We start from the raw sequence: 22,203 nt of genomic DNA on the forward strand, positions 1-22,203 counted from the left end.
CGGGTCCTACGTTCCGAAGGCCTTCACCTCCAGCAGGCCCACGGAGGACGAGCCGTTGCCGGTGAGCAGCACCCGCAGGCGGGTGGTGTTCACCGAGGAGAAGGTGACGGTGTTGTACTGGTTCTTGGCCAGCCCGTAGGCGCTCGCGCCCGGGACGTCCGCGTACGCGCTGCCGTTCCAGTACTGCAGCTTCCACGACGCCGGCATGTCGATGCCCTGCTCGTCGTCGAAGAAGTACACGTCGGCACGGTTGAGCGCCTGCGCCGACGACCAGGTGAGCTCCGCCCAGTGCTGGCCCGTCTCGGGCCAGGTGCCCCAGCGGGTGCCCTGGTTGGGGCCGGGGATGTTGGAGCTGGCCGGCTCGCCGCCGTCGTTGACGGCGGCGCAGCTCTCCCACGCCGAGGTGTAGGAGCAGGACGCGGTGGCCGACAGCGCCCGGTTGGCCGGAGGCTGGACGCCGCCCCGGTTGACCACCTTGAACTCGGTCAGGCCCACCTTGGACCCGGAGGCGTTCGCGGCCAGCATCCGCACCCGCTGGGCCGTGACCGGGGTGAACGTGACCTTGTTGAGGTTCGCCCGCGGGCTGCCGGGCGACTTGACCTGGCTGCTCACGGTCACCCAGGAGCTGCCGTTCCAGTACTGGATGTCGTAGGACGCGGGCGCCCGGTAGGTGCCACTGGCCGGCCGGCTGTCACGGAAGTGGAGCCAGACCTCGTTGAAGGTCTGCGGCGACCCGAAGTCGACCTCGTACCAGTCCTGGCTGTTGGGCGAGCCGCCCGCGCCCCAGAACGGCTCGTTGGTCGGCAGGCCGTCGCGCGCCCCGGCCACGCTGGTGCCGGACCCGGTGTGGGAGGCGGTGGCCGAGCCCATGGCGGCCAGGTTGGTGAGGCCGGCCGTCAGGTCGACGCCCGCCTTGGCGAGCATGTCCACCATGCGGGCGCCGGTGTGCGAGACCTGCGCGGGCGCCTGCATGCCGGACGCGGCGCTGCTGTAGAGGACGTTCGCCGAGGTGGTGACCGCGCCGGTGGCCGGGTTGTAGGTCAGCGGCGCCAGCCGGTCGATCGTCGCCCGGCGGACCCCGTTGACGTAGATGGAGTAGCCCTGGGGGATCCCGGCGTAGCGCACCACGCCGTCGGCCGGATCGTCCCAGACGATGGTCAGGTCGCTGTTGCGGTAGCGCAGGTTGTTGACGGTGAAGTGGGACCAGCCGATGTCGATCGGGCTCAGCTCCACCTGCGCGTCCGAACGCGGGCGCAGGCCCGCGACGTCCTCGATCACGGTCCAGTTGCTGCTGCCCAGGATGTTGTGGTGGATCCAGGAGCGGTACTGGATGCTGCTGCCGTTCCAGTCGGCCCAGAACTCGTTGGCGTCGGGCCACTGGGTGTTGCCGCCGACGTACTGCGCCCAGGCGTTCCAGTAGAGCAGCTTCTTGTACCAGGTGGCGTCGATCCACTCGTTGGGGTAGTTGCGCAGCACCGAGGAGAGCAGCCGGAACTGCACGGTCGAGTTGATCGTGGAGAAGTTGTTGCTGCCCGTGCCCGAGGCCGCCTTGTCACGCTGGTTGGCGGTGTAGAACGGGAAGATCGGATACTCGGCCGGGTCGTCGAACAGGCGCAGCGCCTGCCGGTAGGTGGCGGTGTTGGGCACGGCGCCCACCGCGAACGGGTAGTAGTTGTTGATCTCCTTCCACGGCACCCACTCGTTGGAGGAGACGTGCCGGTGCTCGAACAGCTGCCGGTTCGGGTTCCACAGCACGTTGACCAGCGCGTTGCCGATGTCGGTGGCCAGGGTGTTCATCTCGTTGGCCTTGGCGGTGTTGCCCAGCAGCGCGTACGCCTGCGCCGCGGCCTTCGCCCCGCTGTACTGGTAGGCGCCCTCGGCCCGGTCCAGCCAGCCGGAACGCCAGTGGAAGGAGACGGCGTCGGCGTCGTTGCCGGTCAGCGCGCCCCAGTCGTACTCGATGACCTTGTCGTTGTCGTGGTCGTAGAAGGACAGCTGCCCCTTGACGTCCTGCTCGGCGTAGCGGGCCAGGTTGCCCACGATGCCCGGCTGGCCGCCGTGGATCTGGTAGCTCTTCCACGCCGCCTCGGCGACGTACTGGGTGTAGCTGTTGGACCAGTTCTCCGGGTCGCCGGGGTTGTCGACGAACCGGCCGCTCTTCGAGGTCTGCCCGATCGACAGCCACGGCCCGTACGACCACACCGGGTCGCGCAGGTACTTCAGGTCGTCGATGTGCATCGGCTGGGTGAGCACGATCGCGTTGTTGTAGCCCAGCACCCCCTCCATGGACGTGGGGAACTGGAAGGTCTGCCCGGGGATGTCGGCGTCGAGGTGGTTGTAGCGCATCAGCCACCAGCGGTAGTAGACGTTCTTCTTGATCGCCGGCTCGGGCACGTCGATGTAGGGCACGTTGTCGGCCCACCACCGGTTGTACTCCCGCACGTGGGTGGCGAACGCGGTGGCGGGGGAGTGGCCGCGGTAGGCGTTGTACTCGGTGAGCGACCCCGGCAGCTCGTTGGTGACGAACCCCATCTGCACCTTGACCGTCACCGTCTGCCCGGCGGCCACGGTGACCGACCGGTTCAGCCCGCCGGAGCTGACGGTGAACCCGTCCCCGGACAGCCGCGGGTGGATCGTGGTCAGGTTGTTGTAGGCGTTGACCTGCCCGGTCAGCTCGCTGCCGCTGCCGGAGGTGGCGTAGGGCGAGGTGGCGCGCAGGTTCAGCGTCGCCGACGAGCCGCCGTTGTTGGTGACGGCCACGTTGGTGACCGCGACGTTCTCGTTGGTGATGAACTTGGTGACGTTGGCGACCAGCGAGCCGCTGGTGTGCACGCTCTTCCAGTGGCTGGGCGCCTGCCAGCGCTGGCCGGGCTGCTCGGTCCAGCTGCCGGAGCCCAGCGCGATGCTGTAGGCGCTCTGGTTGCTGATGCTCTCCCAGTACGCGACCTGCCCGCCGAACCCGATGACCGACGGGGTGTGCGTCTTCATGAACAGGGCGCGGCCCCGCGTCATCAGCCAGGTGCCCGCCGGGTCGTTGCCGGGCCTGGCCAGCAGCCGGTCCATCCAGAAGTCGGTGCCGGAGCTCTCGGCGTCGTAGATGGCCCGCATCATGTCGCCCGCGGTGTACGCGGCCGGCACGGCGGGGATCGCCGGGCCGCCGAAGGTCGGATAGCCGATGGTCTGGTCGGCCTGCGCCGGTGCGCCGGCCACGAGCGTCGCCGCGACCAGCAGCAGGGCGGTGAGGATCCGTCTCATGACAGCGCCCTCCATTCCAGGACACCGGTCGAGTAGCCGCTCTTCGAGGTGATGTTCAGCCGCAGCCGGGTGGTGGTGACCGCGTTGAATGTGGTGACGTTGAAGGTGTGCGGGGCGACGCCGCACGCCGACTGGCCGGGCACGTTCACGTACGCGCTGCCGTTCCAGTACTGCACCTGGCAGGAGGCGGGCAGGTCGATGCCCAGGTCGTCGTCGAACCAGTACGTCTCCACCCTGCTGACGCTCTGGGCGGTCGGCCACTGGTACTCGACCCACTGGGTGCCCTGCTGCGGCCAGTTGCCGTAGGCGCCGTGGCTGTGGTCGGCCGAACCGGTGGGCGCGTACCCGTCCTTGACGGCGCCGAGCGTCTCCCACGGGGAGACGTAAGAGGTGGACGGCGTCGCCGACAGGGCCAGGTTCTGCGAGCCTCCCGGCCCGGTCGTCTGGACGACCTTCTGCATGGTGCCGTCGGCGTTCCAGTAGAGCTTGTCGAGGGTGACGGAGCGGCGGAAGTTCCCGCCGCCGGGCGCGCCGGCGTTGTGGTACACCATGTACCACTGGCCCTTGAACTCGATGATCGCCGGGTGGTTCGTCGTCGAGCTGACCTGGTCGAGCACGACCCCGCGGTGCGTCCACGGCCCGAGCGGGTTGCTCGCGGTGGCGTACCGGATGCACGCGTAGTTCGGCGCCGAGCACCCGGAGTCGTTGGCGGCGTAGGCGAGGTAGTAGGTCCCGTTGCGCTTGAACATCCAGGGCGCCTCCCAGAAGTTCGACACGCCCTGCGGGGTGACGACGGGGCCGTCCAGGGTGACCATGTCCGGCCTGAGCTTGGCCGCGCGCAGCCCGTAGTACGAGCCCCAGTACATGTAGACCTGGCCGTCGTCGTCGGTGAACACGGTCGGGTCGATGTTCAGCGGGGACGAGTTCGGGGTGCTGTCGCTGATCAGCGGCCCGCCCTTGGCATCGGTGAACGGGCCGAGAGGGCTGTCGCCGACGGCCACGCCGATGTTCATCCAGCCGGGTCCGTTGCCGTTGACGGAGACGTACCAGTAGTAGCGGCCGTCGGCGCCGCGCTCGACCTCGCTGGCCCAGGCGTCCGCGCCGGCCCAGGGGAAGCTGGAGACCGAGAGGCGGGCGCCGTGGCCGGTGAAGGACGTGCCGTCGGTGGAGCTGAAGACGTGCCAGTCGCGCATGACGAAGTTGGTGCCGCCGGCCTGGGCCTCGTCACGCCCGGTGTAGAGGTACAGGGTGTCGCCCGCGACGAGGGCGGCCGGGTCGGCGGTGTAGATCGAGGTGGTGATCGGGGCCGCCGCGGAGGCGGGCGCGGCGAGGGCGGGGAGCAGGGCGACCGCGAACAGCGCGGCCAGGGCTCTTAATCGGGACATGGACGGGTCCTCCTACCTGGGGGGTTCTTGAGACGATCGTGTTAGCGCTAACATCACGGTTCGCCTCGTGGAGGGCAGGTGCGTTCTTGGTTCACCCGAGTGTTCGCGGCACCGCAGAAACCGTCAAGGCCCAAGTTTCGAGAAGTCATGTTCGAGCAGGTCAGAGGCTAGTGAAAGGTTTTCGAAGCTGCCTTCTTTCCAGGGCTGGCCCCTCTGCCGGAGGAAGCAATCAAGGGGGCTCAACAGCGGCTGGTGGACCGAAAACCTTTCACCGCGTTCAGGAGAAGGCCTTCACTTCCAGCAGCCCGACCGACGCCGGGCCGCTCTGCAGCGCGACCCTGAGCCTGGTCGTGCTGACAGGGTCGAACGTGACCCGGTTGTAGGCGTTCGGCGCCACCGGGTAGGTGCCGGGGATGTCGGCGTACCCGCTGCCCGTCCAGCGCTGGAGCTTCCAGGAGGTCGGCAGCCGCACGCCCCCGCCGTCGTCGAAGAAGTAGACCTCGGCGGAGCGGATCGTCTGGCTGCCTGGCCAGGTCAGCTCGGCCCACTGGGCGCCGGTCTGCGGCCAGGTGCCCCAGCGTTCCTCCTGTTCAGGAACGCGCGCCGCTGGGTCTACTACGAGATGGCAGGCGCCCGGTGACTCGCGGGCCGCGCCGGCTCCTGCTCTACCTGGCACTCCTGGCCGGCGCCGTACCGACGCTGCTCCCGTTCGTGTGGCTGGTGCGCAGCGCGCTCATGCGGGACGCCCAGATGTTCGTCGCCCCGCCGGAGTGGATCCCCTCGCCGTTCCAGTGGCCGAACTTCAGCGAGGCGCTCACCACCCAGCCCTTCGGCCGCTACTTCGTCAACACGCTGGTCATCGCCGTCGTCAGCGTGCTCGGCACGGTGCTGACCTGCTCGGTGGCCGCCTTCAGCTTCTCCCGGCTGCGCTGGCGTGGCCGCGACGTGGTCTTCGCGCTGCTGCTGACCGGCGTCATGCTGCCGTACGCGGTCACGCTCATCCCGACGTTCGTGATGTGGCAGCAACTCGGCGCGCTGGACACGATCGCGCCGCTCACCGTCCCGAGCTGGTTCGCCGGGGCGGGCGGGGGCGTGTTCAACGTCTTCCTGCTGCGGCAGTTCTTCCTGACGATCCCGTTCGAACTCGACGAGGCCGCCTACATCGACGGCGCCTCGCCCTGGCGGGTGTTCTGGACCGTCGTCATGCCGCTGTCCAGGCCCGCCATCATCGTGGTCACCATCTTCGCGTTCATCGGCACCTGGAACGACTTCCTCGGGCCGCTGCTCTACCTGCAGAGCGAGGAGAACTACACGCTGTCCCTGGGCCTGGCGTCGTTCCAGAGCATCTACCTGACGCAGTGGGGCTATCTCATGGCCGCCTCGGCGGCGGTGATCGCGCCGATCATCGCGCTGTTCTTCCTCCTGCAGCGGTACTTCATCGAGGGGGTCACGCTGACCGGGATCAAGAACTGAAGACGGTCGCGCGCCGCGGCCCGTCACGCCGGCCTGCGACTACTGGCCGGTAGCATACTGGCGTCGGGCCAGGCCTCACCGGAAGATCTCAGGGAGCGACCACATGAGCGGCTTCAGTCTGGACCTCAACCAGGACGTGATCGAGGTCCGGGACTGGGTGCACACCTTCGCCCGCGACGTGGTCCGCCCCGCCGGCGCCGAATGGGACGAGCGCGAGGAGACCCCCTGGCCGGTCATCCAGGAGGCGGCCAAGATCGGCCTCTACTCGCTCGACTTCTTCGCCACCCAGTGGTTCGAGGAAAGCGGCCTCGCGCTGCCCGTGGTGTTCGAGGAGCTGTTCTGGGGCGACGCCGGCATCGGCCTGTCGATCGTCGGCAGCTGCCTCGCCGCCGCGGCGCTGTCCGGCAGCGGCACGCCCGAGCAGGCGGGCCAGTGGCTGCCGGAGATGTTCGGCACGGAGAACGACGTCAAGCTGGGCGCCTTCTGCGCCTCCGAGCCCGACGCCGGCTCCGACGTCGGCGCCATCCGCACCAGAGCCGTGTACGACAACGGCGACTGGGTCATCGACGGCGTCAAGACCTGGGCCACCAACGGCGGCATCGCCGACGTGCACATCGTCGTCGCCTCCGTGGACCCCGGCCTCGGCACCCGCGGCCAGGCCTCCTTCATCATCCCGCCCGGCACCCCGGGCCTGTCCATGGGCCAGAAGTTCAGGAAACACGGCATCCGCGCCTCCCACACGGCCGAGGTCGTCCTCGACGGCGTCCGCGTACCCGGCTCGTGCCTGCTCGGCGGCAAGGAGAAACTGGACGCCCGCCTGGCCCGCGTCCGCAACGGCGAGCGCGCCGGCGAGCAGGCGGCGATGGGCACCTTCGAGACCACCCGCCCCACCGTCGCCGCCATGGCCGTCGGCATCGCCCGGGCCGCCTACGAGTACGCCCGCGACTACGCCCGCGAACGCGAGCAGTTCGGCCGCAAGATCGGCGAGAACCAGGCCATCGCCTTCCTGCTGGCGGACATGGCCACCCGGGTCGACATCGCCCGCCTGATGACCTGGCGCGCGGCCTGGATGGCCCGGCAGGGCAAGCGCTTCGAACAGGCCGAGGGCTCGATGTCGAAGCTGGTCGCGGGGGAGACGGCGGTGTGGGTGACCGAGCAGGCCATCCAGATCCTGGGCGGCGCGGGGTACACCCGCGAGCACCCGGTGGAGCGCTTCCACCGCGATGCCAAGATCTACACCATCTTCGAGGGGACGTCGGAGATCCAGCGGCTGATCATCGGGCGCGCGGTGACGGGCCTGCAGGTTCGCTGAACCCACCCGCTATTGGACGCCTCTCCTGGAGATCGGCTGAGGGCTCTGTTCCGTCGGAGGTTCGCGCCGGTATCGCGCGAAGATCGATTACGTCGACGTCCATGGCTACGGAGGGTGATCCCACGGCGTCTGCAGTCTTCACACCGAAGAGGTCACTGGTTCGATCCCAGTATCGCCCACCACATCGCAGCAGGTCAGAGGCCGGTTCTCCAATGGGTGACCGGCCTTCTCGCTGTCTGGACCGTCGTTGGACCGTGGCCCGGGTGGACCGTCACGGGATGGCAGGTCCCGGCACCCTCGCCGCGGTCCAGACGGTCCGCGATGTTCAACTGCCGGTCTTCGCTCGGGGCCTCTAGCCGTGAGCGTGGGTATCGGCGAGTGACCCTACACATAGGGATCTACAACGTAAAGTGGTCGCGGCCACTGACGACGCTTGGCCGATGTCGCTGAGGCACTCGCTGCCGCCCGAGGCCGGAGCCGTGTTCGGTGCGATGCCCGACACTACGCGGCGGCCTGGGCGAGCTGTTCGTCCCTCCCTCTGCACGGCTCCTCAATGGCTTCGACCTGCATCTCGGGGCGCCCACCACGAACGCGGGCAGCACCTGCAGTGATCCACAACTGATCCTCAAGATCGGCCGGCGAGCATGGCTCGTGTACGACGATCAAGGAGAGGGTCACATGAACAAAAAGCGCACGGCTGTAATGATCATGGCTGCGTTCTTCACCATCGGGGCAGCACAGGTCATCGGCGCCGGGTCTGCCGCAGCCGCGCCCCTGAACGGCGCAGGAGTGTCGTCGATCTACCCCGACCAAGACCCCATCGACTGCGATACCCATCCGCACCACTGCCGCTGATCCGGCGCTCGTCGGGCTCGACTAGGCACTGTCTCAAATTCGAGCACCGACGTGTCGGTGCCGTAGGCCCGGCCGGGAGTTCTACCGGCGGATTCCGACCCACCTGAGCGAGCCCCGCTCCGCTTCCGCGAGCCGGAAACGGGGCAGGGCTCTCGGCTGTCGGCGGCAGGGGAAGCCGACTGCATGATCGTGCAGGACCACCGGCACCCGGCATGGGAGCAGCAAGCGTAGCGGGCCCTCCGCCGCTCGATCGTGCGGGCGGTAACGTCCAGCTCCACTGCCTTGGCCTGCTGCCGCTCGGCCGAGCTCCGCCGTGACGGATCGAACTCCTTCCGTGGGACCGTATCGGTCGGAGCGTCCGGTGGCAGGCCGGTCTCCACCTCGACGATGGTCCGCCGCCAGCGTTCCGCCTCAGCCAGGACCTCGGCCCCGGCGCCGATGACCGCGAAGTCCGCCGCGGCCATCAAATGCCCCGCCAGCACCACCTGCTCGCCCGCCTCCGACGGCAGCCGGACCGACGTGTCGGCCAGCCCGACGACCTGATGCTCACTGCCGTCGAAGGAGACCCAGTTGCCCGGCCATCAGCCCCGTCGGCTCGCAGAACGGCTCGCGCAGCGCGCCGGCAATGCCCGGCAGTAGGTGGCGATGCCGACCACCTGCGGGTCGTAGTCCAACAACATCAGGTGATCGCGTTCTAGCCAGGACTCGTAACCGACGTGCCGGCCCATCGTCGCTGACCACCACCGGCCCGAAAGTGCTTCTGCCCCTTGTAGGAAGGGAAGCGCCGGACCGGCCGGCCGTCCTCGAAAATGCCAGACCGGCCGGTAGGGAGGCCGGACCCCGCCAGTACCGGCTGGTCCAGCAGCGTGGCCAACCGCAGCACCGAGAACCCGCCGTCCGGCCGCCGAGCCGGTTGAAGGTCGGCAAGTCCCCCAACCGCTTCGAGGATTCCGGCCGGCTCAAAGGTGTCGCGCATGCCATCGACGCCGCGCAGCGCCCCGGTTGGCCCTCAGGGGCGGGTACGGATCACGCGTCGTCGTTGCGAGGCGCGTCGAGGTGGGTGACGAGGTTGATGCCGCCGTCGACGTGGATCACCTCACCGGTGACGAAGGGGACCTTGGTGAGCGCCAGGACCATCGCTGCGACGTCGGATGGTTGCCCGAGCCGGCCCAGCGGTGTCATGGCCACGGTGCGCGCCGCCCGCGTGGTGAGGCTGTCCGAGGTCAGTCGGGTCTGGAGCGGCCCCGGGGCGATCGCGTTCACCCGGACGTCTGGACCCACGGCCTTGGCCAGCAGCCTCGTCAGGTGGTCGAGCGCGGCCTTGCTGACGGAGTACGGGATCGAGCTGCCGAGGGGGCGCGAGCCGCCCACCGAGGTGATGTTGATGATCTGGCTGCCGGGCTCCATGACCTTCACGGCGGCGACGGAGACCTGCCACGTCCCGACGACGTTGACGCCGAGGATCTGGTGCCAGTCGTCAGCGGTGATCGCATCCAGGTCGGCGTGGGGGACGGGTCGCGACACTCCGGCGTTGTTCACCAGCAGGTCGAGCCGGCCGTGCCGCTCCACGGTCGTCTCCACCAAGCGCACGGCGTCGGAGGGATCGGCGATGTCGGCCTGGACGTAGCTCGCCCCCGGGAGCCGGGCCGCGAGCCGCTCACCGGCGTCGACCGAGGTGGCCGAGTTCACCACGACGGTGAAGCCGTCTGCCGCGAGCGCATGGGCGATCCCTTCTCCGATCCCGGAGCTCGAGCCCGTCACGATGGCGACCCGTGGCGCGCTCACCGGGCGACTCGCTCGGCGACGGGCGCTTTCAGCGCGTTCACGATCGCCCGGCTTCCGCTGGCGAGGATCGAGGTGTCGTTGCTGACCACCACGTAGTCGTAGCCGCGGGCCAGCGCGGTCCGGGCCTCCTCACTCGTGGCGGAGGCGGTGCCGATGGGAACACCTGCCGCGGCGGCGGCCTCCAGCGCGGACGTGGCGAGCCGGTCCACCTCGTCGCGTCCCGCCGCGACGCCCATCGACATCGAGAGGTCGGCCGTCCCGACGAGCGCGGCACCGATGCCGTCGAGGGCCAGGATCTCCCTCGCGTTCCTGATCGCCGCCTCGCTCTCCAGCTGGACGACGCACAAAACCCGCTCGTTGCCGTACTCGAGGTAGTCCGCCCGTGGCAGCAGCCCCCAGCGACCCGCTCGGCTGGTGCCGCCGGACCCGCGGTCGCCGCGCGGCGGGAAGCGGGTGGCCCGTACGACCGCCCGGGCCTGCTGAGCCGTGTCGACGTGCGGCACGATCACACCGGCCGCGCCGGCGTCCAGGACCCGCTGGATCACGCTGAGGCCGTGGTCAGGCACCCTGACGAGCGGGTCCACGCCGAGGGCGCGGGCCGTCGCGATGTGGGTCGAGGCGGCGCCCAGGTCCAGTGTCGTGTGCTCGAGGTCGATGACCACGAAGTCGAAGCCCGCGTAGGCCATGATCTCGACGCTCTCGGGGCTGGCGAGCTTGATCCAGGTCCCGAGCGTGCCGTCGTTGATCCCGTTGCGTACTCGTGTCATGGCTCAGATCCCGCTGGTGGTGTCGGTGGGGGCGGCGGTCCAGAAGACCAGCCACTTGCCGAGCTGCACGACGACCGCGTGCAGTGCGATGCCGACGGCCGACAGCACGACGATCACCGCGAAGGTCCTGGCCACGTCCAGGGTGAAGTTGCTCGCCTGGATCAGGTAGCCCAGACCTGCGGAGCTGCCCACGAACTCCGCGACCACGGCGCCGGTCACGGACAGGATGACGGCGACCTCCAGTCCCGCGAAGATGTGCGGAAGCGCCGACGGGATCTGCAGGTGCCGCATGACCTGCATGCGGGACGCGCCGAAGGACCTGAGCATCTCGACCTGCTCGTAGGCGGCGGACCGGAATCCCAAGATGGCGTTGATGAGGAGGGGGAAGAACGCGATCAGGGCCACGGTCAGCACCTTCGAGCTGATCCCGATGCCGAACCAGACGATCAGCAGAGGCGCCATGGCGACCTTCGGGATGGTCTGGGTCAGGATGAGCAGCGGGAAGAGCACGCGCTCCACCGTCCGGAACTGGGTGATGAGCACCGCGGAGACCAGTGCCGAGCCGACCGCGATGCCGAACCCGATCAGGATCTCCTTCAGGGTGACGATCGAGTGGGTCATCAGGCTGCCGTCCTGGAAGCCGTCGACCAGGGAGCCGGCGACGGCCGTGGGCGCGGGGACGAGGATGTCGGAGACGTCGAGAATCTCCACGACGGCCTGCCAGACCACCAACAGCCCGATGAACACCAGCACGCTGTAGGTGATCTCCGGTACTCGGCGGCGTCGGGATCGGACCGGGGTGGCCGAGCTCGTGGGCGCCTCCACCGGCGCGGTCCCGCCGTCCGGGGCGGCGAGTGCCTCGCCGCCGGCTGCGTGGCGCTTGGTGTTGGTGGACATCAGGACTCCTAGTGGGCGCTGTGCTCGGAGTCGAGCAGCTTGCGGATCTTCAGGACGATCTCCCCGAACTCGGGCGTGTTGATGTTCTCGAGCCGCCGCGGTCGAGGGAGCGCGACCTCGACGACGTCCGCCAACCGGCCGGGTCGCGGTGTCATGACCACGACGCGGTCGGCGAGGAGCACCGCCTCGGGGATGCTGTGCGTCACGAACAGCACGGTCTTGCGGTCCTGGTCCCAGATCTTCAGCAGGTCCAGTCCCATCTGGTCGCGGGTCATCGCGTCGAGGGCGCCGAACGGCTCGTCCATGAGCAGGATGCGCGGGTCGTGCATCAGGGCGCGGCCGATCCCGACCCGCTGCTGCATCCCGCCGGACAGCTCGTTGGGGTACCGATCGCCGAACTCCTCCAGGCCGAGCATCACCAGCAGTTCGTCGGCCTTCGCGTGGGTCGCGGCGTCCCGGGCGCCGTGAAGGTCCGGAGACGTCAGCAGGTTCTTCCGCACGGTGCGCCATGGCAGCAGCAGCGGCTGCTGGAAGACCATCCCGAGCTGGTTGCGGTGGGTGTCCTCCGACGGCCCGAAGGCGACCTGTCCGGAGGTCTGGCGGGACAGGCCCATGATGATCCGCAGCAGCGTGCTCTTGCCGCAGCCGCTGGGGCCGACGATGGAGATGAACTCACCGGCTCGGACGCTGAGGGAGACGTCGTCGAGAGCCTGGACGGTCCCGCCGGACTTCGTCGGGTAGAGCATGGACAGCGAGTCCAGGCGGATCACGCAGTCGGTGTCGGTGCTGGTCGGCATGTCTGTCATTCCTCACCTGGTTCGAGCGCAGGCTGCCCGCGCCTTGGTCGTCGTGCGGGCAGCGATCAGTCGGCCGCCTCGGGCCACGTGCCGCCCATCTCCTTGGTCAGTCGCTTGCAGGCGGCCTTCAACGCCGTGGCCTCTCGGGAGTCCAGCGCCTCCGGCAGCATCCGCTCGGTGCCGACGGCCGCGATCGTGGCGCAGATCCCGGTCGCCGCGAACACCGGCGCCGCGACGACGCAGATGCCGCGGTGGTTGACGTGGCTGCTCATGCCGGCCTGCTGGATCGCCTCGATACGACGGCGAGTCTCGGTGCGCTGGGGCTCGGGGAGGCTGCCGGTGAGCCGGTCGGCGTGGAACTGGTCGGGGAGGAAGGCCAGGAAGACCTTGGCCTGCGAGGAGTCCAGGGCGAGCTGCGAGCCCACGCGCACTGTCACCAGGGTGGGATGCTCGGCCTCCTCCACCAGCGAGACCACCGGGCCGGAGGTGCCCCACAGCGACAGCACGGTGCTGACCTTGATCTCGAGCACGAGCTCGCGCATGTAGGCCGGCGCCTTCTGCATGATGCGCTGCTGTCCCAGCATGAAGCTGCCGAGCTGCAGGATCGACCGTCCGGGACGAACGAGTGCGGAGTCCTCCACACGCTCGAGCAGGCCGGAGCCGATCATCGAGCTGAAGTAGCGATGCACCGTGGTCCGGTTCAGACCGAGCCGGCGGGTGGCCTCCGCGACGGAGAGCTCCGGAGTCTCCGGACCGAACAGTCCGAGGATCTGCGCGGTCCGGCTCACCGCCTGGATGTCCTGCTCGCGAGCAGTCACTGGCTTGTCGAACTGGCGCTTCGTCATCGGCCCCCGCCTCGTTGAGTGTCCATAAAGAGTGCCCGTAGTTCGCAGTACGGACAGAGAGTAAGCGTGACCCACGTCTCGCTGCAAGATTTTCCTGCGAATTCGCGGAAGCCTTCCTCGAACGCACCCTATTGACAGACCGGATAGCGAACTCTCAGTCTGTGATGCGAACACCGCCGACGCCTGGAGACTTCGTGACTGCCACACCCGCCATCATCAAGCTGCTGAACGGCTGCGTTGACCTGCACTGCCATTCCGGCCCGAACCCGTTCCCCCGACGCATCGACCATGCCGAGGCCGGCAAGGACGGCGAGCGGCTCGGCATGCGGGGCGTGCTGGTGAAGTCCCACCACCACAACACGGTCATGGACCTGCTCGCGATGAGCGACCGGCTGGCCAAGATCAAGACCCCGGTCTTCGGCGGCATCACCCTGAACAGCATGATCGGCGGCATCAACCCCCAGGCGGTGGCCATGTGCCTGCGCATGGGGGGCAAGGCGGTGTGGTTCCCGACGTTCTCGGCCGGCCGGCACATCGAGTGCCATCCGGAGGGCGTCGGCTTCCCCACGGCGAGCGTCGAGGTGCCGTCGTCCAGGGTCGACATCCACCAGGAGAACGGCGAGCTGATCCCCGAGGTCCACGAGGTGCTCGACCTGGTCAAGGAGACCGGCGCGATGGTGACCGGCGGGCACATGGAGACCGAGTCGATCACCCAGTTGTTCGCCGCGGCCAAGGACAAGGGTGTCACCCGGATGCTGGTCAACCATCCCGACTACGTCATCGGCGCGGACGAGGCGAAGTGCCGTGAGCTCGTCGGCTACGGAGCGTTCGTCGAGCACGAGACCGGCTTCTACGACCCCGAGGGGACCAAGAAGTGGGACCCGAAGATCCTCATGGACTGGATCGAGAGGATCGGCCCGGAGCACACCGTGATCGCCTCCGACCTCGGTCAGAAGGACCGGCCGCTGCCGGTGGACTCCTACATCCGCGTCGCGACGGCGCTGCTGGACCTCGGCCTGGACGAGAGGTCGCTGCGGCAGATCTTCTGCGACAACCCGGCCTTCCTGCTCGGCCTGGACGACTGAACGACCACCCCCCACGACAGATGAGGACAGACGATGACCACCTTGGCCACCCCGCCCGACGTGGAGTTCTCCGACCTCGGTACGGGCGATCCCGACGAGACGACCCCTGGTGGATCGTCGACGTGGTACTTCCGCGGACACAACTTCGTGCTCGCCTACACGACGCTGGTCGCCGGCGACGTGCTGGAGCGGGATGACCAGCCTGACGAGTACGTCGCGATCCTCCCGTACGAGGAGTGCGGCGTCGTCATCCGTGCGTCGCGGGAGTCCGAGTCGGTCTCGGGCAAGGCCGTGGTGATGGTCCCGCCGGGCAGCAGCGCGATCGCCGGCGTCGACGACTGCACCGTCGTACGGCTGTTCAGCTCCCGGTCCGCCGACCTGCTGGACAAGGCGCGCAACCGGGACTCGTACGCCGATCCGCACCCGAACACCAAGCCGTTCGAGCCGTGGCCCGACCCGCCCAGGGGTTACCGCATCAAGGCTTACCGGCTGGCCGACCTGCAGGTGACGCAGGACGCCGTCCGCCCGGGCCAGATCGTGCGGTGCAGCACCTTCATGATCAACTTCCTGGCGCCCAGGATCGGCCCGCGCGATCCTGACACCCTCTCGCCGCACGACCACGACGACTTCGAGCAGTGCTCGCTCGCCGTGGAGGGTGAGTACGTCCACCACCTGCGGACCCCGTGGTCCAGGCGGCGCAGCGAGTGGCGCGAGGACCGGCACCTGAAGTGCGGCAGTCCTTCCGTGGCCGTGATCCCGCCGCCCATGATCCACACCAGCGAGGCCGTCGGTTCGGGGACCAACCAGCTGATCGACATCTTCTGCCCGCCGCGTCTGGACTTCTCCCTGACGCCGGGCCGAGTGCTCAACGAAGACACCTACCCCCTCCCCAACCAGTAAGAGGCAGGTTCCATCGTGAAGACCGGACGAGCGGTGAAAGTCGTCAGTGGTGCGGTCGCGGTCTTGTGCGCGGTCGTGACGCTGAGCGCGTGCGGTTCCGGCAGCGGATCCGACGCCTCGGCCAAGTCCGGCGGGCTGACGCCGGTGACGTTCGCGATGGCGTCCCCGAGCTGGAACGCCGGCTACGCGGTCATGGCCGTCGTGGAGGCCGAGGGCTTCTACGAGCAGGAGGGTCTGAAGGTCACGACCAACCTGTTCCCATCGGCCACCCAGGCAGCGCAGCAGGTCGCCGGCGGCGGGGCCGACCTCGGCCTCATGACGGTCGAGCCCGTGGCCATCGGGCACGACAAGGACCTGGACCTGGCCTACTTCAGCTCCTACTGGGCGAAGTGGATCTACAGCCTGCAGTTGCCGGACGGTTCGGACGTGAAGAGCATCGCCGACCTGAACGGCAAGAAGATCGGCGTCTCCGCGGTCGCGAGCTCCGGCGCGACGTTCGCCCGGACCGCGATGGAGCTCAACGGGCTGGGCCAGAACGGAGCCACGCTGGTGCCGATCGGCGCCGGTGCCCAGCAGATCAACGCCATCAAGAGCGGCCAGGTCGATGCGCTGGCGCTCTGGGACATCCAGTACCAGATCGTCAAGAACGCCGGCGTCACCCTGACGCCGCTTCCCGTCAAGGAGACGGCGGACGCGTGGGGCGGCGGCTTCGCGACGACCCGGAAGAACCTCGAGGCCAAGAAGGACGTCCTCGAACGGTTCGGCCGTGCGGTGGCGAAGGCGTTCGTCTTCGCCAAGGCCAACCCCGAGGCCGCGATCCGCGACCTGTGGAAGCTTTATCCGGAGACCCGCGGGTCGGAACCGGAGGAGAAGGCGCTGGCCGACGGGGTCAAGGTCCTCGAGGTACGCCTGGACGGACAGGGCTTCGACGACAAGACGCTGGGCCGGATCGACGAGGCGGCGTTCACCCGTTCGCTCGACTTCATGGCCTCGGCCGGACTCATCAAGAAGTTCCCGGCGAAGGAGATCTACACCGACGCGATGTTCAAGGCGTTCAACGAGTTCTCCTACGACGAGGTCGTCAAGCAAGCAGAGAGCGCCGGCTGAATGCGGCTGGGGGTCGCGCTCGACCTGAGCTCCCAGGAGCCGGTCCGCCCGCAGGTGGATCGCGCGGTGACGCTGCTCGCCCGCGCGGAGCGGCACGGTTTCGACTCCGCGTGGGTGGGTGAGAGCTATCACGCGGCGGCTCAGCCGTTCCACCTTCCGTCCGTCCTGATGGTCCTGGGGCATCTGGCCGGGCGGACGTCCCTGGCGCTGGGGTCGGCGGTGCTGCTCCTGCGCGCGTACAGTCCGGAGAAGCTGGCGTACGAGGCCGCGCTGCTCGACCAGCTGTGCGGCGGGAAGCTCACCCTCGGCCTCGGGCTCGGCGGCCCGGAGGTCGCCCACCGGGCCGGGCTGCCCGCGTCAGGTCCGGCCGGCGCGGCCTTCGACGCCACGCTGAAGTCGCTGCGCGACGCCTGGTCCGCCGACGAGCCGGTGGCGGTCCCGCCTCCGGTGCGGCGCGGCGGGCCGCGGATCCTGGTGGGCGGCAAGGTGGTTGCCTCGGCCCGTCGTGCCGCGACGCTCGCCGACGGATTCTATGGCGCGACGAACTACTGCGACGACCTGTTGACCAAGCAGTCGGCCGCCTACTGGTCGTGTCGCGGCGGACGGCCGGACGGGACGGAGGGAGTGGTCGCCACCACCAGGTTCTGCGTCGTCCACGAGGACGCCGCCACTGCCCGCGAGCTCGCCGCGCGCCACCTGAAGGCCGCGACCGGCTACTACACCGAGCGGGGCTTGTGGATGGGTGCGGACGGCCCTGCCGAGATCGAGCTTCCCATGGTGGGCACGCCCGGCGAGATCGACGCGACGATCGCCCGGTACGTCCGGGCGGGGGTCACGTCCGTCCAGCTGCGGGTCGCCCCGTTCGGCATGCCGCCGGAGGTCGCCCGCCACACACTCGACCTGGTCGGGCGGCACGTCCTCCCGCACTGGGACCACACGACATCCGCAAGCAAGCGAAGGACGCCTCCTGAGATGGGGCAGGAAGTGGAGACGCTCCGATGAGCAGCTCATTCGTGTACGCGTCGGTCCGGACCCCGTTCGGCCGGTTCAACGGAGCCTTGGCCGACACGAGGGCCGACGATCTGGCCGCGACTGCGTTGAAGGGACTTCTCGACCGCTCGCCGGGCCTGGATCCCGGCCTGGTCGACGACGTGTTCTGGGGCAACGCCAACGGCGCCGGCGAGGACAATCGCAACGTCGGCCGGATGGCCGTGCTGCTGGCGGGCATGCCCGTCTCGGTGACCGCCACCACGGTGAACCGGCTCTGCGGCTCGTCGCTGGACGCCGCCATGATGGCCGCACGCATGATCGAGGCCGGCGACGCGGAGATCGCGATCGCCGGAGGCGTGGAGTCGATGACGCGGGCGCCGTGGGTCCTGCCGAAGCCGTCGCGCCGGTTCCCGGCAGGCGACGTCACCGCCGTCTCCACGACGCTGGGCTGGCGTCTGGTGAACGAGCGGATGCCCGCCGAGTGGACGGCCTCGCTGGGCGAGTGCAACGAGCAGCTGCGGGAGAAGTTCTCGATCTCGCGTGAGCGGCAGGACGAGTTCGGCGCCCGCTCGCACCGCCTCGCGGCGGAGGCGTGGGCGAAGGGCTTCTACGACGACCTCGTGGTGCCCGTCCCCGGCGCCGACCTGGTCCAGGACGAGAGCATCCGTGCCGGCACCTCGCTCGAGGCGCTGGCGAAGCTGAAGCCGGCGTTCCGGCCCGACGGGACGATCACCGCCGGCAACTGCTCACCGTTGAACGACGGCGCGAGCGCGGTCCTGCTGGGCTCGGCGAGCGCAGCCGCGACCATCGGTCGTGACCCGGTCGCGCGGATCGCCGGTCGCGGCTGGGCGGCGCTGGTGCCGCAGCAGTTCGGCTACGCCCCGGTCGAGGCCGCGGGCGACGCGCTCGAGCGGGCGGGCATCACCTGGGACGACATCGGCGCTGTCGAGCTGAACGAGGCGTTCGCCGTCCAGTCGATCGCCTGTGTCGACGCCTGGCTGAAGCTCGGGCTGCGGGACGCCGAGCTCGTCAACGCCAAGGGCGGGGCGATCGCCATCGGGCATCCACTGGGCGCCTCGGGCGGGCGCATTCTCGGGACCCTCGCGGCGCGGCTCGTGGAGTCCGGTGAACGATGGGGCGTGGCGGCCATCTGCATCGGTGTGGGTCAGGGCTTGGCGGTCGTGCTGGAGAACGTCGCATGACGCTGCTCTGCACCTCTGCCGACGAGGCGGTCAGCGGCATCGCCGACGGCTCGACGGTGCTGGTCGGCGGCTTCGGCACGACCGGCATGCCGTTCGACCTGATCGACGCGTTGATCCGGCAGGGAGCGCGAGACCTCACCGTCGTGTCGAACAACGCGGGCAACGGGGACACCGGGCTCGCGGCGCTGCTCGCGGCCGGGCGGGTGAGCAAGATCGTGTGCTCGTTCCCCCGGCAGACGGACTCCTGGGTCTTCGACGAGCTGTACCGCAGCGGGAAGATCGAGCTCGAGGTCGCGCCGCAGGGGAACCTGGCCGAGCGCATGCGCGCCGCCGGAGCCGGGATCGGCGGGTTCTACACCCGCACCGGAGCCGGGACCCTCCTCGCGGAGGGAAAGGAGACCCGCGAGATCGACGGCCGGACGTACGTCCTGGAACTGCCCATCGCCGCCGACGTCGCGCTCATCAGCGCCCACACCGCGGACGCCTTCGGGAACCTCGTCTACCGCAAGACGGCACGCAACTTCGCTCCCGTCATGGCGACGGCCGCGACGACCACCGTCGTGCAGGTGCGGCACGTCGTCGAGCCGGGAGTGCTGGATCCTGAGGCCGTGGTCACCCCAGGCATCTACGTCGACCGGATCGTGCAGGTGTCGTCATGATCGCTCAGCACTCTGACCGCAGCCCTCTCGGGCGGGACGAGATGGCCCGGGTGCTCGCGCGCGACATTCCCCGCGGGGCGTACGTCAACCTCGGCATAGGTCAGCCCACGACCGTCGGCGATCACCTCCCCCCGGAGTCGGGGGTCATCCTCCACACCGAGAACGGCATGCTCGGCATGGGGCCGGCGGCGACGGGCGACGCGATCGATCCCGACCTGATCAATGCCGGCAAGTTCCCGGTGACCGAGCTGCCCGGCGCCTCGTACTTCCACCACGCCGACTCGTTCGCCATGATGCGAGGCGGCCACCTCGACCTGTGCGTCCTCGGCGCCTACCAGGTCTCGGCATCGGGGGATCTCGCCAACTGGCACACCGGCGAGCCCGACGCGATCCCGGCGGTCGGCGGGGCGATGGACCTCGCCGTGGGCGCCAAGCAGGTCTTCGTGCTGATGTCGCTGTTCACCAGGACCGGCGAGCCGAAGCTCGTCAGGGAATGCACGTATCCGCTCACCGCGCTGCGGTGCGTGGACCGGATTTATACGGACGTCGCCATATTCGAGATCACCGGAGGGGACCAGGTCCTCGTCCGGGAGACGTGGGGGATCTCGTTCCATGAGCTCCGCTCGCGACTCGACGTCCCGCTCGCCGCGGCGACACCATGAGGAGGTTGGAGAGCGACATGTCCACCAGACACCAGTTCTACATCGGGGGTGCGTGGGTCGATCCGGCCGCGCCGCGCACCTTGGGCGTCCTCGACCCCGCGACCGAGGAGACGTTCGCGGAGATCAGCCTCGGGACGGCCGAGGACGTCGACCGCGCGGTGGTGGCGGCGCGCGCGGCCTTCGCCGCGTACGCGCACGTCAGCGTGGAGCAACGGCTGGAGTACCTCGAGCGGATCATCTCCGGCTTCCGGGCTCGGCTGCCCGAGATCGCCCGGACGATGACGCGTGAGATGGGGGCGCCGATCACGTTCTCGACGGAACGCCAGGCCACGGTGGCGCTGTTCCACTTCGAGGAGGCGGCCCGCGTGCTCGCGGGCTACCGCTTCGAGGAGAAGATGGGAGCCGGGATCGTGCGGCGCGAGCCGATCGGCGTCTGCGGTCTCATCACGCCGTGGAACTGGCCGCTGAACCAGGTCGCGTCGAAGGTGGCCCCGGCCCTCGCCACGGGATGCACCGTGGTGCTCAAGCCGAGCGAGATCGCGCCGCTCAGCGCCATGGTGCTCGCCGAGGTCATCCACGACGCCGGGCTGCCGCCCGGCGTGTTCAACCTCGTCAACGGTGACGGTCCCACGGTGGGTGAGGCCATCGCGGCGCACCCCGGCATCGACATGGTCTCGCTCACCGGCTCGACCGGTGCCGGCATCAGGGTCTCCAAGCTCGCGGCCGACACGGTGAAGCGCGTCGCGCTCGAGCTCGGCGGCAAGTCGGCCAACATCATCCTGCCCGACGCGGACCTGGAGTCCGCGGTCGTCGCCGGGGTGCACTCGTGCTACACCAACGGCGGCCAGAACTGTCAGTCGCCCACGCGGATGCTCGTGCACCGCTCGCAGCGCGACGAGGCGTACGCCGCTGCGCGACGGGCGGTCGAGGAGGTCCGTCTCGGGGACCCGTTCGATCCGTCGACCACGATGGGGCCCGTGGTGAGCCAGGCGCAGCTGGAGAAGATCACCGCGCTCGTGCAGTCGGGGATCGACGAGGGCGCGACGCTCGTGGCCGGCGGCCCGGGACGCCCCGACGGGCTCGACAAGGGGTTCTACGTCCGCCCGACCGTGTTCGGCGACGTCACGCCGCAGATGCGGATCGCGCGCGAGGAGATCTTCGGCCCCGTGCTCTCGATCCTGCTCTACGAGACCGAGGACGAGGCCGTCGAGATCGCGAACGACACGCCGTACGGGCTGGCGGGCTTCGTGCAGTCGAAGGACCCCGACCGCGCCCGCAGGGTCGCCAACCGCATCCGTGCGGGCCGCGTCTACCTCAACGGCGCTCCGTTCGACCGCAGCCTGCCGTTCGGCGGCTACAAGCAGTCCGGGAACGGACGGGAGTTCGGGCGGTTCGGCTTCGAGGAGTACCTCGAGGTGAAGGCCGTGCTCGGCTATCCGCGGTGAACGAGAGGACGACATGGTGAACCCTGACCACAGCCGGCGGCTGGCAGTCCTCCTGGACCGCGAGGAGCTCTTCGACCTGGTGAGGCGGGAACGCTTCGCCCGCGACCAGCGACTCTTCGACATGATGCGTGACTGCTTCCACGACGACGCCTACGTCCGGACCACGTGGTACGAGGGACGCGGCGGCGAGGCCTACGTCGAGGCGACGAAGACGTGGATGGCGCGGACCGGGAACAGCAAGCACTGGGTCTTCCCCGCCTACGCGCGGGTCGAGGGCGACCGGGCGACCGTCGAGAGCCCGGCGAAGATCTTCAACCGGACCACGGTGAAGGGAGTGGAGGTCGATTTCCACGCCTACTGCCGCTTCTTCTCACGTGCGGTTCGGGACGAAGGACGGTGGAGGCTGATGACCTTCGAGGTCCTGATGGAGCGCGACGAGCTGCGCCCCGTCCACGCGGGTGAGGCGCTTCCGGTGGACGGGGCCCAGCTTGCCGGGCTTCGGCCGTCCTACCGGTTCCTCACCTGGATTCAGTCGACCCGCGGCGTGACGGTGAGCCAAGACCTGCTCGGCGACGACCGGCCGGCCGAGCTCGACGCGTTCCACCAGGGCGAGACCGCCTGGCTCGCCGGCACGGGCTAGCGGTCAGCGCCGCGGGCCCCGCTGCGACGGGCCCGGGCGTGCACGAGCCTGGGCGGGTCGAGCCGTAAATTCGCCCTGCACCTGCACCGCCGGCGTCGGCCAGGACGACGAGCCCGACATCGTCTCGGTCCCCGGCCGCGCG

At 69.3% G+C, this 22,203-nt stretch carries 20 protein-coding genes; 12 read left to right on the plus strand and 8 right to left on the minus strand.

Going from position 1 to position 22,203, the window contains the following annotated elements:
- Positions 1–6: 6 nt before the first annotated feature.
- From AB0K05_RS08265 to AB0K05_RS08275, 3 genes are all read right to left on the minus strand, one after another.
- Positions 7–3,255: a discoidin domain-containing protein gene (locus AB0K05_RS08265; RefSeq protein ID WP_345482609.1), complete on the minus strand. Its 3,249-nt coding sequence runs from the start codon at positions 3,253–3,255 to the stop codon at positions 7–9.
- Positions 3,252–4,640, minus strand: coding sequence for a glycoside hydrolase family 43 protein (locus AB0K05_RS08270; RefSeq protein ID WP_271280350.1), 1,389 nt, complete (start codon positions 4,638–4,640; stop codon positions 3,252–3,254). Before AB0K05_RS08270 ends, AB0K05_RS08265 begins: the two co-directional genes overlap by 4 nt.
- Positions 4,641–4,917: 277 nt before the next feature.
- Positions 4,918–5,316 (minus strand): hypothetical protein, encoded by a 399-nt coding sequence (locus AB0K05_RS08275; RefSeq protein ID WP_364227762.1) that lies wholly within the window; start codon positions 5,314–5,316, stop codon positions 4,918–4,920.
- Between AB0K05_RS08275 and AB0K05_RS08280 the strand changes: the two genes are divergently transcribed.
- The 3 genes from AB0K05_RS08280 (at position 5,277) to AB0K05_RS08290 (ending at position 8,280) form a co-directional block, all read left to right on the plus strand.
- On the plus strand, positions 5,277–6,113 hold the full coding sequence (locus AB0K05_RS08280; protein WP_364227765.1) for a carbohydrate ABC transporter permease: 837 nt from the start codon (positions 5,277–5,279) through the stop codon (positions 6,111–6,113). The genes AB0K05_RS08275 and AB0K05_RS08280 overlap by 40 nt on opposite strands.
- 103 nt (positions 6,114–6,216) lie before the next feature.
- Positions 6,217–7,425 (plus strand): acyl-CoA dehydrogenase family protein, encoded by a 1,209-nt coding sequence (locus AB0K05_RS08285; protein WP_219544615.1) that lies wholly within the window; start codon positions 6,217–6,219, stop codon positions 7,423–7,425.
- Positions 7,426–8,103: 678 nt separating this feature from the next.
- Entirely contained in the window at positions 8,104–8,280 is a 177-nt protein-coding gene (locus AB0K05_RS08290) for a hypothetical protein (protein ID WP_364227768.1), read from the plus strand.
- A 1,026-nt stretch (positions 8,281–9,306) separates the two neighbouring features.
- Here the strand turns inward: AB0K05_RS08290 and AB0K05_RS08295 are convergent.
- From AB0K05_RS08295 to AB0K05_RS08315, 5 genes are all read right to left on the minus strand, one after another.
- The gene (locus AB0K05_RS08295) at positions 9,307–10,065 is read right to left on the minus strand and encodes an SDR family oxidoreductase (protein WP_364227770.1); all 759 of its coding nucleotides are present in this window, start codon (positions 10,063–10,065) and stop codon (positions 9,307–9,309) included.
- Entirely contained in the window at positions 10,062–10,832 is a 771-nt protein-coding gene (locus AB0K05_RS08300; RefSeq protein WP_364227773.1) for an aldolase/citrate lyase family protein, read from the minus strand. The genes AB0K05_RS08295 and AB0K05_RS08300 overlap by 4 nt, the downstream gene beginning before the upstream one ends.
- Positions 10,833–10,835: 3 nt before the next feature.
- Positions 10,836–11,729, minus strand: coding sequence for an ABC transporter permease (locus tag AB0K05_RS08305; RefSeq protein ID WP_364227776.1), 894 nt, complete (start codon positions 11,727–11,729; stop codon positions 10,836–10,838).
- A gap of 8 nt (positions 11,730–11,737) precedes the next feature.
- Positions 11,738–12,526 carry an ABC transporter ATP-binding protein gene (locus AB0K05_RS08310; protein ID WP_364227779.1) on the minus strand — a complete coding sequence of 263 codons (789 nt, stop codon included), beginning with the start codon at positions 12,524–12,526 and terminating at the stop codon, positions 11,738–11,740.
- A 65-nt stretch (positions 12,527–12,591) separates the two neighbouring features.
- Positions 12,592–13,371, minus strand: coding sequence for a helix-turn-helix domain-containing protein (locus AB0K05_RS08315; RefSeq protein WP_364227782.1), 780 nt, complete (start codon positions 13,369–13,371; stop codon positions 12,592–12,594).
- 194 nt (positions 13,372–13,565) lie between these two features.
- Between AB0K05_RS08315 and AB0K05_RS08320 the strand changes: the two genes are divergently transcribed.
- The 9 genes from AB0K05_RS08320 to AB0K05_RS08360 are packed head-to-tail and all read left to right on the plus strand — an operon-like array spanning position 13,566 to position 22,061.
- Positions 13,566–14,456, plus strand: a complete 891-nt coding sequence (locus AB0K05_RS08320; RefSeq protein ID WP_364227785.1) for a DUF6282 family protein — start codon at positions 13,566–13,568, stop codon at positions 14,454–14,456.
- A gap of 33 nt (positions 14,457–14,489) precedes the next feature.
- Positions 14,490–15,356, plus strand: coding sequence for a hypothetical protein (locus tag AB0K05_RS08325; RefSeq protein ID WP_364227788.1), 867 nt, complete (start codon positions 14,490–14,492; stop codon positions 15,354–15,356).
- A gap of 15 nt (positions 15,357–15,371) precedes the next feature.
- The gene (locus AB0K05_RS08330) at positions 15,372–16,463 is read left to right on the plus strand and encodes an ABC transporter substrate-binding protein (RefSeq protein ID WP_364227791.1); all 1,092 of its coding nucleotides are present in this window, start codon (positions 15,372–15,374) and stop codon (positions 16,461–16,463) included.
- Positions 16,464–17,465, plus strand: a complete 1,002-nt coding sequence (locus AB0K05_RS08335) for an LLM class flavin-dependent oxidoreductase (RefSeq protein WP_364227794.1) — start codon at positions 16,464–16,466, stop codon at positions 17,463–17,465.
- Positions 17,462–18,655 (plus strand): thiolase family protein, encoded by a 1,194-nt coding sequence (locus tag AB0K05_RS08340; protein ID WP_364227797.1) that lies wholly within the window; start codon positions 17,462–17,464, stop codon positions 18,653–18,655. Before AB0K05_RS08335 ends, AB0K05_RS08340 begins: the two co-directional genes overlap by 4 nt.
- Entirely contained in the window at positions 18,652–19,314 is a 663-nt protein-coding gene (locus AB0K05_RS08345; protein ID WP_364227800.1) for a 3-oxoacid CoA-transferase subunit A, read from the plus strand. The genes AB0K05_RS08340 and AB0K05_RS08345 overlap by 4 nt, the downstream gene beginning before the upstream one ends.
- Positions 19,311–19,976 carry a 3-oxoacid CoA-transferase subunit B gene (locus AB0K05_RS08350; RefSeq protein WP_271277141.1) on the plus strand — a complete coding sequence of 222 codons (666 nt, stop codon included), beginning with the start codon at positions 19,311–19,313 and terminating at the stop codon, positions 19,974–19,976. Before AB0K05_RS08345 ends, AB0K05_RS08350 begins: the two co-directional genes overlap by 4 nt.
- A gap of 17 nt (positions 19,977–19,993) precedes the next feature.
- Complete coding sequence (locus AB0K05_RS08355) at positions 19,994–21,421, plus strand: aldehyde dehydrogenase family protein (protein WP_271277142.1); 1,428 nt, start codon at positions 19,994–19,996, stop codon at positions 21,419–21,421.
- A 13-nt stretch (positions 21,422–21,434) separates the two neighbouring features.
- Complete coding sequence (locus AB0K05_RS08360) at positions 21,435–22,061, plus strand: nuclear transport factor 2 family protein (RefSeq protein WP_364227805.1); 627 nt, start codon at positions 21,435–21,437, stop codon at positions 22,059–22,061.
- The last annotated feature ends 142 nt before the right edge of the window (positions 22,062–22,203 follow it).

The organism is Nonomuraea sp. NPDC049486 (assembly GCF_040676925.1).
GTDB lineage: Bacteria > Actinomycetota > Actinomycetes > Streptosporangiales > Streptosporangiaceae > Nonomuraea > Nonomuraea ferruginea.